Source organism: Maricaulis sp., from assembly GCF_030149235.1.
GTDB lineage: Bacteria > Pseudomonadota > Alphaproteobacteria > Caulobacterales > Maricaulaceae > Maricaulis.
Window position 1 is genome coordinate 15252 of the sequence record NZ_JASBRW010000061.1, and the last position, 15335, is coordinate 30586.

17 protein-coding genes are annotated in these 15335 nt (G+C 61.6%); 5 read left to right on the top strand and 12 right to left on the bottom strand.

Features of this window, described 5'->3' with window-relative positions:
- Positions 1 to 2: 2 nt before the first annotated feature.
- The gene (locus tag Q1V51_RS09205) at positions 3 to 1796 is read right to left on the bottom strand and encodes an ATP-binding protein (protein WP_300555602.1); all 1794 of its coding nucleotides are present in this window, start codon (positions 1794 to 1796) and stop codon (positions 3 to 5) included.
- A gap of 70 nt (positions 1797 to 1866) precedes the next feature.
- The gene (locus tag Q1V51_RS09210) at positions 1867 to 2172 is read right to left on the bottom strand and encodes an STAS domain-containing protein (RefSeq protein ID WP_300555604.1); all 306 of its coding nucleotides are present in this window, start codon (positions 2170 to 2172) and stop codon (positions 1867 to 1869) included.
- A 459-nt stretch (positions 2173 to 2631) separates the two neighbouring features.
- Between Q1V51_RS09210 and Q1V51_RS09215 the strand changes: the two genes are divergently transcribed.
- Positions 2632 to 3570, top strand: coding sequence for an alpha/beta fold hydrolase (locus Q1V51_RS09215; protein WP_300555606.1), 939 nt, complete (start codon positions 2632 to 2634; stop codon positions 3568 to 3570).
- Positions 3567 to 4712, top strand: coding sequence for an aminotransferase class I/II-fold pyridoxal phosphate-dependent enzyme (locus Q1V51_RS09220; protein WP_300555608.1), 1146 nt, complete (start codon positions 3567 to 3569; stop codon positions 4710 to 4712). Before Q1V51_RS09215 ends, Q1V51_RS09220 begins: the two co-directional genes overlap by 4 nt.
- Before the next feature lie 23 nt (positions 4713 to 4735).
- Here the strand turns inward: Q1V51_RS09220 and Q1V51_RS09225 are convergent, their stop codons facing one another.
- From Q1V51_RS09225 to Q1V51_RS09240, 4 genes are all read right to left on the bottom strand, one after another.
- Positions 4736 to 5035 (bottom strand): helix-turn-helix transcriptional regulator, encoded by a 300-nt coding sequence (locus Q1V51_RS09225; RefSeq protein ID WP_300555610.1) that lies wholly within the window; start codon positions 5033 to 5035, stop codon positions 4736 to 4738.
- A gap of 18 nt (positions 5036 to 5053) precedes the next feature.
- A complete protein-coding gene (locus Q1V51_RS09230; protein WP_300555612.1) occupies positions 5054 to 5503 on the bottom strand; it encodes a hypothetical protein in 450 nt (149 codons plus the stop codon).
- Positions 5504 to 5794: 291 nt separating this feature from the next.
- Positions 5795 to 6517, bottom strand: a complete 723-nt coding sequence (locus tag Q1V51_RS09235) for a hypothetical protein (protein WP_300555614.1) — start codon at positions 6515 to 6517, stop codon at positions 5795 to 5797.
- An 87-nt stretch (positions 6518 to 6604) separates the two neighbouring features.
- Positions 6605 to 7480 carry a LysR family transcriptional regulator gene (locus Q1V51_RS09240; RefSeq protein WP_300555616.1) on the bottom strand — a complete coding sequence of 292 codons (876 nt, stop codon included), beginning with the start codon at positions 7478 to 7480 and terminating at the stop codon, positions 6605 to 6607.
- A gap of 128 nt (positions 7481 to 7608) precedes the next feature.
- On the opposite strand from Q1V51_RS09240, the gene Q1V51_RS09245 reads away from it, so the two are divergent.
- A complete protein-coding gene (locus Q1V51_RS09245; RefSeq protein WP_366522732.1) occupies positions 7609 to 9057 on the top strand; it encodes an NADP-dependent isocitrate dehydrogenase in 1449 nt (482 codons plus the stop codon).
- Positions 9058 to 9149: 92 nt separating this feature from the next.
- Here the strand turns inward: Q1V51_RS09245 and Q1V51_RS09250 are convergent, their stop codons facing one another.
- Together Q1V51_RS09250 and Q1V51_RS09255 are read right to left on the bottom strand one after the other, a co-directional pair.
- Entirely contained in the window at positions 9150 to 9287 is a 138-nt protein-coding gene (locus Q1V51_RS09250) for a hypothetical protein (RefSeq protein ID WP_300555620.1), read from the bottom strand.
- A gap of 159 nt (positions 9288 to 9446) precedes the next feature.
- Positions 9447 to 10307, bottom strand: a complete 861-nt coding sequence (locus Q1V51_RS09255; protein WP_300555622.1) for a TraB/GumN family protein — start codon at positions 10305 to 10307, stop codon at positions 9447 to 9449.
- A 438-nt stretch (positions 10308 to 10745) separates the two neighbouring features.
- On the opposite strand from Q1V51_RS09255, the gene Q1V51_RS09260 reads away from it, so the two are divergent.
- Positions 10746 to 12863, top strand: coding sequence for a TonB-dependent siderophore receptor (locus Q1V51_RS09260; RefSeq protein WP_366522733.1), 2118 nt, complete (start codon positions 10746 to 10748; stop codon positions 12861 to 12863).
- 98 nt (positions 12864 to 12961) lie between these two features.
- On the opposite strand, the gene Q1V51_RS09265 is transcribed toward Q1V51_RS09260, so the two are convergent.
- The 4 genes from Q1V51_RS09265 to Q1V51_RS09280 all read right to left on the bottom strand — a co-directional run bounded on the left by Q1V51_RS09265 (position 12962) and on the right by Q1V51_RS09280 (position 14302).
- On the bottom strand, positions 12962 to 13195 hold the full coding sequence (locus Q1V51_RS09265) for a helix-turn-helix transcriptional regulator (RefSeq protein ID WP_300555626.1): 234 nt from the start codon (positions 13193 to 13195) through the stop codon (positions 12962 to 12964).
- Positions 13195 to 13665 carry a hypothetical protein gene (locus tag Q1V51_RS09270; protein WP_300555628.1) on the bottom strand — a complete coding sequence of 157 codons (471 nt, stop codon included), beginning with the start codon at positions 13663 to 13665 and terminating at the stop codon, positions 13195 to 13197. The genes Q1V51_RS09265 and Q1V51_RS09270 overlap by 1 nt, the downstream gene beginning before the upstream one ends.
- Positions 13666 to 13778: 113 nt before the next feature.
- Complete coding sequence (locus Q1V51_RS09275) at positions 13779 to 13976, bottom strand: DUF5694 domain-containing protein (protein WP_300555630.1); 198 nt, start codon at positions 13974 to 13976, stop codon at positions 13779 to 13781.
- A gap of 92 nt (positions 13977 to 14068) precedes the next feature.
- A complete protein-coding gene (locus tag Q1V51_RS09280; protein ID WP_300555632.1) occupies positions 14069 to 14302 on the bottom strand; it encodes a hypothetical protein in 234 nt (77 codons plus the stop codon).
- A 468-nt stretch (positions 14303 to 14770) separates the two neighbouring features.
- On the opposite strand from Q1V51_RS09280, the gene Q1V51_RS09285 reads away from it, so the two are divergent.
- Positions 14771 to 15335 (top strand): integrase arm-type DNA-binding domain-containing protein (locus Q1V51_RS09285; RefSeq protein ID WP_300555634.1); only part of this gene is annotated, 565 nt, incomplete at its 3' end.

Consider the following 15335-nt stretch of genomic DNA (forward strand, 5'->3'; position numbering starts at 1 on the left):
CGCTAGCCCGCGAGGCGGTCCTGGGCCGGGGTCTGCCCGATCATGCGCGAGAACATGGCTCGCAACCCGCCCGGCTCGATCGGCTTGGACAGATAGTCGGAGAAGCCCTCCTCATTGAGCGCGCGGCGATTATCGTCCGAGGCCAGGGCCGTCACGGCAACGATCTTGGTACCGCCGGACCGCCGGTTCTCGCGGATGCAACGCATCGCCGTGACACCATCCATCTCCGGCATCTGCACATCCATCAGGATGACATCATAGCGTTTGGCCGAGGCCATATTGACCGCTTCACGACCACTCGAAGCGGTATCAATATCAATATCCCCACCTCGGATCGCCTGTCCCAGCATCGCTTGCAGAACGATCAGGTTGGTCGGCACATCGTCGACCAGCAACAGGCGCAGGGGCTTGTCGATCTGCAGCGGCTCCAGCGACGCCGCTTCCGGTTCGGCATCAACCCGCTGAACGGCTTGATTGCGAATCTTTACGGTAAAGGTGGAGCCGACACCGAGGGTCGATTTGACCGAGATCTCGCCACCCATCCTGTCGACGAGCTTACGGCAGATCGCCAGACCCAGCCCGGTTCCGCCATACTGGCGCTTCACCGAGTTATCGACCTGGCTGAAACTGTCGAAAATCCGGGCCTGCTTGTCATGCGGGATACCGACACCGGTATCGGACACGGCAAACGTCGTGGTCACCTGACCGCTATCATCCGTCGTCTGGTCCACGGCGACCGTGATCCGGCCCAGGGTCGTGAATTTGAGGGCGTTGCCGAGCAGATTATTGAGGATCTGGCGAATGCGGACCGGGTCACCCTTGACCCCTTCGACATCGACACCGTTGAAGCTCTCCTCAAAACTCAACCCCTTGGCCTCAGCCTGGCCCCGCCAGGTCGCGGTCAGGGACCGCACCAGTTCGCGCAGGTCAAAGGCGGCATTCTCAAGCTCGAGTGCGTTGGCTTCGATCTTGGACAGATCGAGGATGTCGTTCAGCAGTTCGAGCAGGTTCTCACCGGACTGATCAACCAGCTGCAGACGTTCACGTTGCTCCTCGGTGAGGCTAGCATCGTGCAGCAGGACATTGGTCATGCCCAGCACGCCATTGAGCGGTGTACGGATCTCATGCCCCATATTGGCAAGGAATTCCGACTTGGCCTGGCTGGCCTCCTCCGCCCTAGCCAGCGCGACCTGCAATTTTTCGTTCTGGTCGCGCAGGATCTCCGCAGTCTGTTCATTGGAAGACCGCAGGATCGAACCGAAGAACACAATCCAGACCGTCGAGAGCAGGCTGGCGAAAACCAGTGCGGGCAGCATGAGTTGCGGGTCGTATTGCAGCTCGGTCCCAAGATAATTGAAACCGCCATAGAGAACGGTGCCGTAGAAGGCTCCGACCGGAAGCACAGCGATCAGTGCCGCTCGCCAGCCCCAGGCGATATAGGCGCCCAGGACAATGCCCGGCACATACGCCGCTGCCGGCGGAAAAGACCCCCGATTGGCCCAGGCGACCAGGATGAACATGATCGAGGAGGACACCAGGATCCAGCCCAGTACCAGGTTGGGACGGCGCATGCGCAATCCGATCATACCCACCCCGAAAGCACTGACGGCGCTGATCAACGCCAGCTCGACCATGCCAGGACGGCCCTGCCCCGTGGACACGAGGATAATCGCATTGATGACAGCCGTGACCGCCAGGATCAGAGAGAAGGTGAAGGCGATGCGTGACTTGATGGCCCGCTGCAAATCAACAGCCGGATCCGCCCCGATCAGTTTGTCGACGAGATACCAGAACACTGAACACCACCTCCGCTGAGGCTCTTCTAGTTCAGTTTGATTAAAAAATGCCCAATCGGGTAAGGGGGTTTCAGTCTTCGACCGGCATGATGCTGGCGACCTTGGTCACCTCCAGCACCTGTTTCACATTGTGCCCGCCGCCGCGAAGCATGACCGCCTTGCCCTGCTTCTTGCCGCGCTCATGAGCCAGAAACAGCATGCCGACCCCGGCGGAGTCGAGCGCACTCACCTCGGCAAGATCAAAGACGACACGATCACCGTCGAGACTGTCGATCGCGTCGAGCGCACCCTTGAAGATTTCGTGGTCGTCGAAACGGAAGGTCCCGGACAGCTTCACGGTCAACGTGTTGGCCGATGTCGCGGTGACAAATTGCATGGGGCAGCTCCGCAGCGGAAGGCGATTCAGTTTCGACAGGGAACAGCCTACTCTTGGTCTGATGGATGCCAAAGGGACAAATCCGCGCGTGATTTCAATTTGCATAAAATTTGAAACAGGGGCCGCCCGTGCAGCCCGCGCCCCATAGTCGCTAAACTACCCGCTGGACTTCGAATAAACATATCTTTATATACCGATGTGCGCTGATTTGAGCTTCAGCTTGCGGGCGCGGAACAAGTGCAGCTAAAGCGGAGCGCCGTGAGTGCAGACCACATCCCCCTAGGGATCCAAGCGGCGTGCTGTCTCTTTGTTCCGGGCCTCAAGGGCTGAATCAGGAAAGAGGAGACGTTCGATGCCTGACCCCGCAATCCATCGCCAAACCCGCTCGCGTCTTCCGATGATGCCCCATTGCCGGACTGGCCTGACCGCGCCCGGACGCTGCTGTCCTGGAGGCTGTTGATGCTGCCGGCCCTTCAAATCCCTGCCCGCAATCCACAAGCCAAGGCCCAGGATTTCACCGCATGCCTGACCCTGCCGGGCCGGACGTCCCCGGTTACCGTAAAAGGGCGCCTCGCTGGCAATATGGCAGCCACCCCGGTCCTGGTCCTGGGTGGCGTGTCCGCCGACCGGCGGGTCTGTGCGGATCACTTGGGACCAGGCTGGTGGCCGGGGATCGCCGCCCGGGGCGGGGTCCTCGATCCATCACACACCTGCATTCTCTCGATGGATTTTCTTGGCGGCCGAGAGCAAGGCCCGGCCCGGCTGGAAGATCAGGCTCGTGCGGCGCTCGCACTCGCCGACGCCGCGGGCATCAAGCGTCTGGCCATTATCGGCGCCAGTTTCGGTGGTACGGTCGGGTTGGAAATCGCAGCCCAGGCTCCGGACCGGATTATCCGTCTCGACCTGCTTTGCGCGGCGGCCGGGGTTCACCCCATGGCCCAGGCCTGGCGCTCGATCCAGCGCGAAATACTGGAACTGGCGCTGGATGCGGGCCTCGGGGCACGCGGGGTCGATATCGCCCGGCGACTGGCCATGACGACCTATCGCACGCCGGAGGAATTCGCCCAGCGCTTCGGTCCGGGCGGCGAGGATGGCGGCGTTGAACGCTATCTGCAGGCGCGCGGTCGCGAATACGGCCGTACAGTTGCGCCGGAACGCTACCTCTCTCGACTTGAGGCGATGCAATCGCCAGCGCTTGGCCTGGAGCGCATTACGGCTCCGGTTCGACTGCTCGCCATCCGTAGCGACCGCCTGGTCCCGCCGGCGCAAGTCCACGACACCGCGCGCGCGCTCACCGGCACACGCGCCGAAGTCGCCGAGATCGACAGTCTTTACGGCCATGACGGCTTCCTCAAGGACACCGGCCAGGTCAATGCTTTCCTGGAGGATCGCCTGTGAGCACATCCCGCACCCGCGCCGTCCGTGCCGGCATCAACACCGATCCGGGACATGGTGCGGTCATTGCGCCGGTCCACGTATCCGCCGCGTACCGGCGCGAGGATCCGGCCCAGCCCGGGGTCTATGATTACGCCCGCACAGGCCAACCGGGCCGCGCCGAACTCGGCAAGGCGCTGGCCGCGCTCGAGGGTACGGCCGGGGCGGTCATCACGAGCTCCGGCATGGCCGCGATCGATATCCTGCTCAACCTGCTGCCGAACAGCGCCCGGATTGTGTGCGCGCACGATTGCTATGGCGGGACGCGGCGTATCTTTGATGCCCGCTCGGCACAGCGCGGCTTTGATCTGGTTTATGCCGACTGCAGCGACCTCGCGGCCCTGGAGGCAGCCCTGACCGCCGACACGGCGCTGCTCTTCCTCGAAACCCCGTCCAATCCGCGACTGCGCCTGACCGATCTCGAAGAAGCCTGCCGCCTTGCCCGGCAAGCCGGTGCGCTGGTCGCGGTGGACAACACCATCCTCTCCCCCGCCCTGCAGCGACCGGCCGCATACGGTGCCAATTTTGTCATCAACTCCCTGACCAAGATCATCAACGGGCATTCTGACATGGTCGGGGGTGTGATCTGTGCCGCCGCTCCGGCACATGTCGAAGAACTGGGCTGGTGGGCCAATGCGGCGGGCGCGGTTGGCGGAGCCTTCGACGCCTTCCTGGCCTTGCGCGGGCTGCGGACCTTGCCCATCCGCGCCAGGACGCAGTCGGATAGCGCTTTGCAGGTTGCCGAAACCTTGAGCCGACATCCTGGCATCTTGCGGGTGGACTATCCTGGCCTCAAGGACCACCCGGGCCATGCCATTGCCGCGCGTCAACAGGACGGGTTCGGTCCGCTGATCAGCCTGGAGCTGGACGGCGGCACCGAGGCGGCACGCCGCTTCGTCCGATCGCTTGAGCTCTTCACCCTGGCGCAGTCACTGGGCGGCGTGGAAAGCCTTTGCTCCATCCCCGCCACCATGACCCATGCGGCGATGACACCGCAGGCGCGAGCAGAAGCCGGTATAGCTGATGGCCTGGTGCGGCTTTCGGTTGGGCTGGAAAGCCCGCGGGACCTTTGCGCTGATCTGGATCAGGCGATAGCGCGCATCTAGCGGCCGCATCGGCGGCCGGCAGCCTATCCGAGGGACAGTGCCAGCACGGCTCCGATCACGCCGCCAGCGAAGAAAGCAAGCAAGCCGATCCCGGCCACCAGTCGCAGGGCAAAGCGGGCCTGTCCATTAGCTGTGCGCTGTAGCTCGGCAGGGGTCGCATCGAGAACCGCGGCGAGACTCAACACCGTCTCGGAGGACGCGTTGCCGTCGCGTTCGACCCGCTGCACCGTACGCAGGGACAAACCGGCCGTATCCGCGAGATGCGACTGGGTCCAGCCGCGTGACAGACGCAAGGCGCGCAGGTTTTCCGGATCGATCATCATGACCGCACCTCGCCTCGACTATCCACCAAACCAGGCAATCACGGTCGAAATACCAAGATAGCCCAACACACCGCCGAAGGCAGCGGATAACAGCGCCCAGACGCCGACCTTGAGCGGACTGGTCGGCTTGGTTCCCGAGAGGGGCCGCGTCATGCCGCGAAACAAGACCTCGCCATCACGCAGAATCGTCGCCATGTAAGCGCCACCGGTCTCCACGGTCATCACCGCCTCATAGACATGATCGTCATGCTCAAACCGGTGCCAGGGGCTGAAGCCGACCGTGCGCAGCTCGGAGACCAGGTCGCCATTGAGCCAGATCTTTTCCTTTCCGGTCCACGCCGACAGCCAGACGCCGATCTCGATATCGTCCTGCTTGAACTTGAGCTGCCCGCCGTCGGAAAGGGAGAGCTTGGCCTCCACCAGACCCCGTGAGGTGAAGCCATCATCCTCTATCGCTTGATCCGTCATCACAGACACCTCTCAACCCGTCGCTTCACGCTCAACTCGCCTGGCTCAAGGCAATAACCAAGGCCACCACCCAGAAGCAGAAAGAACACCACTTCCCAGCCGCCTGCTCTCGTTCGGTGTTGCGTTTTCTCGCTCATGCTCGTCTCGCTCCAAAAATCACCGGCTCTGACTTGAGAACCGGGGACATTGATGGCGATCGCGGCGATCATCGTCTACGTCAGCAAAGCGCCAACCGCGTTCCGGTGCTACGACAGCAATGCGACATTCGTTTTGTTTCAATGCCTTGCCTGGTCAGCCCGCCGAAACACCGAAGCGCACACTGACCCAGATGATGCCGGCGATCTGCGCGAGGATATTGATGATAATGTTGAGCACGAGGATGAAAGCGGCGAGCAGGCCGGCACGCCACATCCGCCCCAGCCGCGTACAAGTCTGAAACGTGCCGCGAAAGCCGGTGGCTGCATCCAGAAGCAAAGTGACCAACCCGATCAGATAACCGACATTGCCAAGCTGGCTGGACGACAGCAACGACAAGGCCGGCAATCCGGCGACGAGTACAGTCGCGCTCGGAATCATCACCGCGAAACTGTTTCGAACGCGCTGGGAATAGGTCGTCGGCTGACCCCAGAACCCGAACAGGGGAAGCAGGAGCAGGAATCCGGCGAGCTGCATGGCCGGAGCGATCGCGTAGATCCACAAGGCCGCGGCCTCGCCCAGCTCCTGGTAGCGTTGCCCCTCTCCCGGCACAACCCCGGCATTGCGAAACCCCTCGGCGTAGGCGTCCACCAGCGGGGTATTGCTCCCTATCCAGACAAATTGCAGCAGTGAAGCGAGAGCGATCAGTGACAGCCAAAGCCGGATCGACGGCGTATAGCGGCCACCCCAGTCAGGCGTTTCTGCAGCGCTGAAATAACGCCTCGGAGCCAGCCAGATCGTAGCCATGGACTTCAGTCCGCGCAGATTGAGCCCGAACGTGTCTTCGGCGAGATCATCAAGCCGTATCCTGTCGGTCATGCCGGGTGCCCTTGAGCCTGATCAAAACATCGACACCCAAGCAGACCCCGGGTGATTTGCCTAGCCGGGAGACCGGGCCCGGCCTCATTACAGCATTAACCCGGCCGGCCCGTGTTCGAGTTCGCGGATAATCGTGTCGCGCAAACGTTCTGCGGCGGGCGGTATTGACGGAGCTTCCAGCAGGGCCATCTCGGTGTCGGACAGGTCCGGCAGACCGCTCTGGGCGGCGTCGAGCATGAACAGGTCTTCCGGTACCATGTCCTTGGCCAGGACGCTGACCCCGAGCCCGGCTCGCACCGCCGCATGGGTGCCCGCCAGCGAGGCGCAGATATAGACGATGTGCCAGGGCCGTCCGGCCTGGTCCAGGGCCTCGGTCGCCCGTTTGCGATAGACACAGGGTGAGGGGGACACCACGAGCGGCAAGTCGGTCTGTTCTGCGGCATTCTCCGACGCGCCTACCCAGACCAGCGGCTCGCGCCAGACCCGCCGTCCGGCCAATGCATCACCGGGCTCGCGCTTGACGATAGCCAGATCCAGGCCGCCGCCCTCGAAACGCTTTTCAAGATCCAGCGTCAGCTCGCAACGCATCTCCAGCACAACATCGGGATAGCTGGCGGCAAAGCGGGACAGGACATTGGCCAGATGTACCGTGGCGAAATCCTCCGGTGCGCCGAGACGGACAACCCCGGACAGTCTTTGCTCATCAAACCGGGTTACGAGGTCATCGTGAAGGGAGAGGATCTTCCGCGCCCGCTCCAGCAGGGCCTCGCCATCATGGGTGGGGCGCAGATGATGCGGCGAGCGATCCAGCAGGCGGACGCCGAGCTGATCCTCCAGCCGCTTGATCTGCAGCGAGACCGTGGACTGGCTCAGATGCAGGCGCTTGGCCGCGGCGCTGAAGCCTCGGCTTTCCACCACCGTGACGAAGGCGCGCAGGAGATCGGGGTGCAGGCTATGGGGCATGATTGCGATATTTAATAATGATAGCGACGAAAATCAATTTCACACATGGTGACGTATAGGATAGGCGGTGCTCAAACTTGTTTGTGAAGAAGGACGTCAACGTGAATCTCACTGTAAATCCGAACGATATTTCCGAGGCGCAGGGCAGCGTCGAAACCCCGCTCATCACTGTGGCCTCCGGCGACGGCATCGGCCCGGAGATCATGGATGCCGCACTGAAAGTGCTCGAGGCCGGCGGCGCACGCTTCCAGGCCGAGCCGATCGAAATCGGGGAAAAGGTCTATCTTTCGGGCATCAGCGCCGGCATCACGCCGGAAGCCTGGGACAGCCTTCGCCGGACGCGCGTCTTCTTCAAGGCGCCGATCACCACGCCCCAGGGCGGCGGCTATAAGAGCCTCAATGTCACGGTCCGCAAATCGCTCGGCCTGTTCGCCAATGTCCGCCCCTGCGCGGCCTATGCGCCCTACATCGCCACCAAGCATCCGGACATGGATGTGGTCATCGTGCGGGAGAATGAGGAAGACCTCTATGCCGGCATCGAGCACCGACAGACCGATGAAGTCTATCAGTGCCTGAAGCTGATCTCGCGCCCGGGCTGCGAGAAGATCGTACGCTATGCGTTTGAATACGCGCGCGCCTATGGCCGCAAAAAAGTGACCTGCATGGTGAAAGACAACATCATGAAGCTCACCGATGGTCTGTTCGCCAAGGTCTTCGACGAGATCGCCGCGGAATACTCCGACATCGAGGCCGAGCACTACATCATCGATATCGGCACCGCCCGCCTGGCCGATGCGCCGGAACGGTTCGACGTCATCGTCACGCCGAACCTCTATGGCGACATCATCTCCGACGTTGCCGCCGAAGTGGCAGGCTCGGTCGGTCTCGGTGCCTCGGCCAATATCGGCGCCAGCTGCGCCATGTTCGAAGCCATCCACGGCTCCGCACCGGACATTGCCGGCCAGAACATCGCCAACCCGTCCGGCCTGATTCTCGCCGGCGTCATGATGCTGGTGCACCTGGGCCAGAGCGAAGCGGCTTCGCGCATTCACAATGCCTGGCTGAAAACCGTCGAAGACGGCTTCGGTACCGGTGACATGAAGCCGAAGGAAAAGCCGCTGGGCACCAAGGAATTCGCCCAGGCCGTTATCGAGCGCATGGGTCAGCACCCGGCGACCCTGCCGAAAGCCAATTACGCCGCCGATGCCAAGCCGATCACCATCCAGCAGCCGGAACGCAAGACCCCGGCCGTGAAGGAGATGGTCGGCGTGGACCTGTTCGTGCAGCACGCCGGTTCCGCTGACGCGCTCGCCGAAGCACTCAAGGCGGCCTCCAATGAGGCTTTCGAACTGGTGCTGATCACCAATCGCGGCGTCAAGGTCTGGCCGGAAGGCCTGCCGGAAACCTTCTGTACGGACCACTGGCGCTGCCGCTTCCACGCCACCGGCAAGGCCGGCATCGCCGATGTCGCCGACCTGCTCGCCAAGTGCGGCACGGCTGGCATCGACGCCATCAAGACGGAAAATCTCTACACCTTTGATGGAGAGCGCGGCTACTCGCTCGGCCAGGGCCAGTAAGCCCGGTCAGTCCCGACCAAGAAGAAGCCCTCCCCGGCACGCGCCTGGGAGGGCTTTTTCTTGGCAGCGATGGCATGCGCCGGGCGAACGACTCAGCCCAGCCACTCACCGATCAAACCGGCCGCAATGACGCAGGCGATAAATGTAACCTGCAAGGCAAAGCCGACGAGATAGCGCTGATAAAAATTCATCTTATCAATGTGGTGCTGCAGTTCAGAGAGTATGTTCATGATCATTTTCCGTCTTGTTTTTTTGTCAGTATACATACTTTTAAATGCGCTTACAAATTTCCCTGACTTTCTTCCGGCCATACGCTGATGGGCACCTACGCAAAAGGCCCGCGGAACCAGTGTCCCGCGGGCCTTCAAGCTCGGCCGATTAGGTTGGCTTTACTGGACGCGCTCGACAGTAATGCCCTCGGCTTCCAGCAGGGTCGGCACGCCATCCGGTCCGACCAGGTGCCCGGCCCCAACGACGATCAGCGTTTTGCCGGACCCTTCCAGCATGGTCTCGATCTCGTCGACCCAGTGATGATTGCGCTGCACCAGGAGGACGTCATAGACCTCCGGCCCCGCTTCCTGCATGCCCTCATGGAAGATCGTATCCAGCGCCGCCACATCTCCCGCGGCCCAGGCCGCCACCATGCGGTCCAGCATTCCGGGATCATTCTCGATCTGCTCGAGGGAGAAGGTCAGGAAGTGGAGCTCGACCTCCGGGGACAGGCCCGCGAAGAAGCCGAACTGATCTTCAAACGTTTCGAAATAACGTTCCCGTTCATCCTCGGTCACCGCCGAGAGCGTCATCTCGACCCCGGTCATCGGATTATACCCGGCCTGCTGCATCCCGATCAGGGAAATCGTGAGGCCAGCGAGCCAGGGGCGAAGCGGTTCGAGGTTTTGCACCGGCAGCCCCATCTGGCCGGCGACACGGGCGAGCTGGGCATTCTGCTCTTCGGTGAGCATGGAACTGAGTGTCTGGCCCTGCGGGTTGAGGCCAAACTGCGGGATAAGCTGCTGCGACGCCGCCTGGGCCTCCACCGTCATCGGTGTCTCATAATAAACCTCATCGGCCGCCGCGATGGCCGCATCGAGCGCATCGGTGCGCCATTGCGTATCTTCGCGCAGGACATGGACAGAGCCGAAGAGCAGGATCTCGCTGTCTTCATCAGACACTTTCCACATCGCCGGGTCGGCCTGGGCCGCTACCGTCATCGCGATCGCACTCAATGCACCCAGAAAAAGTTTTTTCATCGGGACTTCCCTTGTTACCAATCGTTGGCATCCAGCCCTGCCCGAGCGGCGGACCGTGACGCCTGAAATCTGACCCGCGATGCCACCATGGATCCACGACAGCTCTGCGACAGACGCTTAGATGGCATGTGACAGAAACCCGTCATAGGCGGATTGGTACAGGGCATATCCCCCTTCGGCGCCTCTGCCCCAGCTCTTCTGGCCGCGCGAATTGACGCACCCCGCAGCACAAAAGGCACGGGCCTGGGCGGGCGCACCCGGCATTGTTCCCTGCCTGGCCTGGAGATACCGGTGGCGACGACTGCGCGGACTGACAAGCCACCGCCACATCTGTCGTCGCGCCACTACACTTGGTTCCGAAGCGCTGCAGTTTTGCGATTGATTATCACTTTCTTTCGCATTAGGGGTCATTGCGAAGACTTCGCAGGGACAATCATGATGTACAAAACCTCGCTGGCTCTCATGAGCGCGACCGCTCTTTCACTGACGCTCGGGATCGCTCCGGCCATGGCTGACAGCGTCGACGCGGTGGATCGCGAGCAGATCGTGGTCACCGGACAGGTGCTGTATGCCAACCAGATCAATGCCCTGCGCACCCCGACGCCGATCATCGACGTGCCGCAGAGCCTGTCGATCTTCACCGCAGCGGAAATCTCCCAGCGCGGCTTCTCCAGCATCGGCCAGATCATCGACTACACGGTCGGCGTCAACACCTCGCAGGGTGAAGGCCACCGGGACGCCGTGGTCTTCCGCGGGGTGCGCTCCACGGCCGACTTCTTCATCGATGGCGTCCGCGACGACGTCCAGTACTACCGCCCGCTCTACAATCTTGAACAGGTCGAGATCCTGCGCGGCCCCAACGCCCTCCTGTTCGGCCGTGGCGGCACCGGTGGCATCCTCAACCGCGTGACCAAGAAGGCCGAACTCGACGACGTCTTCACCGGCTATGAAGTCGCGCTCAACAGCTTTGGCGGTTTCACCCTGCAGCTCGACCACAATGTCTCCACCGATGACACGTCCGCCCTGCGCCTGAATGCCATGTATGAGAGCCTCGAGGGTCATCGCGATTTCTATGATAGCGAGCGTATCGGCGTGAACCCGACAGCGCGCTTCCAGCTGTTCGACACGACACGACTCGATCTCTCCTACGAATTCATCGACCATGAGCGCTTCATCGACCGCGGCATCCCCACCGGTGCCAATGGCGAGCCGGTGGAAGCCTTCCGCGATATCGTCTTCGGCGATGACACGCTGAACTTCCACACGCTCGATGCCCACGTCTTCCGCGCCACGCTGCAGCACCAGTTCTCCGACGCCCTGAAGGGCCGCCTGAGCGCGTTCTACGGCGATTACGACAAGGTCTATCAGAACCTCTACGCGTCCAGCTATGACGCGGTGAATTCGCCGGACCAGGTCGGCCTGGATGGCTATCTCGACACCACCCAGCGCCAAAACCTGATCCTCTCGGCTGACCTGATCGGTCAGTTCCAGATGGCGGGCTTCAACCACACCTTTGTGACCGGTGTGGAGTTCATCAATACCGGCAATAATAATGACCGCCTCAACCCGGTCTGGTCGGACAGCAATGACGATGTCGAGTTCTTCACCATCGCCCGCCCGCTGGCGACCGGTGGGGGCACGGGAACGGCAGCCAGCGGCAATCCGACGACGCTGGCCTTCTCCGACCTGAATGACGACACCCATGCCGATGTCAGCGTCTTCTCGGCTTATTTGCAGGGCGAAATCGAGATCTCCGACCAGCTCGACATCATCCTCGGCGCCCGTTTCGACAGTTTCGAGATCGAGGTCCACAACGTCCCGGTCAACGAGACCCGCGAACGCACCGATGAGCGCGTCTCCCCGCGCCTCGGCGTGGTCTACAAGCCGCAGGAAAATATCTCGCTCTATGCCAGCTACAGCGAAAGCTTCCTGCCGCGCTCGGGTGAGCAGTTTGCCAATATCAATGGCAGCAACAATGCCCTCGACCCGAACGAGTTCACCAATCTGGAAGCCGGCCTGAAATGGGACCTGGCCTCCAATCTCAGCTTCACCGGCGCCATTTTCGAGATCGAACAGCGCTCGCCCCAGACCGCCGACAATGACCCGTCCACGCTGGATGTCATTGAATCGGAAATCACCGGTTTCGAGCTGCAGCTGCAGGGCCAGCTCACCGAGGCCTGGTTCATCTCCGCCGGCTACAGCTATCTCGACGGCGAACAGGTCAACCGCTCCGGCAATACCGGCCTGCGCCCGCGCGAGCTGCCGGAAAACACGCTGTCGCTGTGGAATAGCTACCAGGTCAGCGACCAGCTCGGCCTTGGCCTCGGCCTGACCTATCAGGATGAGACCTTCATCAATAATTCCAACACCGCGATCCTGCCGGCCTATACCCGCATCGATGCGGCGGCCTATTACGATCTGTCCGATCGTTTCAGCCTGCAGCTCAATGTCGAGAACCTGACCGACGCGCTCTACTTCCCCAACGCCCACAGCACCCACCAGGCCACGGTCGGTGCTCCGCTGAATGCGCGCGTGACGCTTCGCGGGCGGTTCTAGGACCCACGCCGATCAGCTTCGAGATGCGAAAGCCGGGACGTCACAGCGTTCCGGCTTTTTTGTTCGGGTCGACCGCCAGGTTCACTCTGGATCTATAATCAGTCTTCCCGTGGATACATGTCGGCCTCATCGACCTCGTAATCGATTATGGCGCCGGGACTGCATTCAAGAACGAAGCACAATTTGGACAACGTCTCGAACCGCACGCCCCGCACCTTGCCTCTCCGTAACAGGCTGAATTGAGTTTCCGACAGCCCAATTTTCGATGCCACATCGCGAGCGCTCACACCACGCTGCGCCAGCACGACGTCGAGATTGATCCGCACCGGCATCAGACAAATGAGTCCAGTTGCTCTTTGAGCTGGCTTCCCCGCCCCGCCAGCATAATCAGCAGCAGCCCGAGTACAAACAACACCGCGCTATCCATTTCTATTGCAAGCCTGACACCGGCCATCTCGACAAACTGATTGGCAATGAGATGATGCACTGACGGCTCGAGAATAATCGCCGTCCAGCTGCCCAGCAGCAGCAGGCCACCGGCAACCCGGAGGTTTCGCACCGCAAGCCGGCCAAATGCCTCTCCGTCCGATGATGGTGAAATTAGCCCAGCCAGGAACCATAGGGCCAGGACATAGATGAACGGCGAAATCAGCGCGAGCCATGCCGGAGGGGTATCGCCGTCGGCGGGGATATCCGGACCCTGTGCGAAACCGGGTAGGAAGGCATCGAACAGTATCAAGGCGCCCAGCACCACAATCACTGATCGGGCCAAAACGGTGGGGGTGATAGCGAGAAGGGTCACGCGCATCTCCATATTAATCCTTAGCTAAAATCTTTTAGGTTTCAGTTAAAGTCAATGACCAGAGTTGGGTAGACGGCGTCGCGCGCAGCTGTACCCCTTGCCCGGTCCCTACCCTAATCTTGCAAGATCGCGTCGACTCTGATCAGCTCCCAATCATGCATCTGGTTAAGATAGGCGTCGTAACAGGCCTTGTGGGAACTGCCCATGACGACCAGGGCCCGAGCGCCCGGATCATGACCGGCGGCCTCGACGACATTGGCGGCCATGCGCAGGCCGCGTGCCTGCCACCAGACGAGATACTGGCGCGCCATAAGCCAGACCGGGGCGATGGCCAGTCAGGCCGCGCCGTCGGAGGCGTTCGCTTAGCGGAACGGATAATGGTCTGGCTATGAGTTGACCTGAGTCAGCAAACTCGGCGGCTCTCGTACAGTCTCGGCTGCTGGATAGCCATGACCGTCCCATTGGCGCATCCGACAATGTAGACGCCTTGCTGGTTGGCCGCAGGCATGATCACGGTAACAGCGCTTCCCGTTTGCGCCTCCGCTTCAGGCTGCCCCAGCAAAGCGACGCCAGCAGCCACACCAAACGCAAGTGCCACCATAGCCCCGGTCAGAGCCGTTAACTTACTGACGTTCATTGCTCACTCCCCATCACAAGTTTCCACGTCACGTTAAACAGCGCTCGTTTCTTCATCAATGCGAATTCAGAAACACAGTGCTGAGCACGCTTCATGCGAGCACCGGCGCCAGCCAAGAGGGTGATGAAGATCGCCGCGCCGGGCGGAGTGCTTGGGTCCGCCTTCGCCAAGGCTACGGAGGACACCTCTCCACCCACTCGCTACGCTCGTATGCGCGCTGCAGGTGGCTTGCCACCCGAAGCCCGCAGGGCGAAGGGTGGTGGGCCCGGAGGGACTCGAACCCCCAACCAAGCGGTTATGAGCTTTGGGGTATTGGGACAAACTGGGAACACATGACACCTCCCGACACGCCGAAATAATATTTTTCAATGGGTTGATGTTTCAACGCGTCTCAGCGATAGTCAGCTTATCCCATCGAAATGGAACCCCAATGGAACCCCGCCACCGCGCGAAGGGCGAAGCTGACCCATGCCACATCCAGACGAGACCAAACTGACGAAGCGATTTTGCGAGCAGGTCCAGGTCGAAAACCGACAAGAGTTTCCGGACCATCTCGAACGCGGACTGCGCCTGCGCGTCACACCCAATGGCGTCAAATCCTGGAGCTTTCTCTACTATCGCCCCGGCGATGGCGGACGGGCCCGGCTGAGCTTCGGGACCGTCCCCGCCATCAGCCTGGATGAAGCGCGCCGGCGGGCCCGCGAAGCGCGCGCAAAGCTGGACCATGGTGACGACCCCGGCGCCGCTCGCCATGCCCGAGAAATCGTCGAGACGTTCGATCAACTCGCGGATCTCTATCTCGATTGCCATGCCCGCCCCAATAAACGCACCGCACAGACCGATGAGAGGCTGCTGAGGCGCGATATCCGCCCGGTCATAGGTCACCTGCCCGTAGAGCGCATAACGCGCTCTGACGTCCTCGCGACGCTCGATAAGGTCGCCGCCCGCGGCGCCCCGGTCCAAACCGAGCGCGTCTATGAAACCATGCGCGGGGTTTTTCGGTGGGGCCTCGCAGAAGACTACATCCACAATG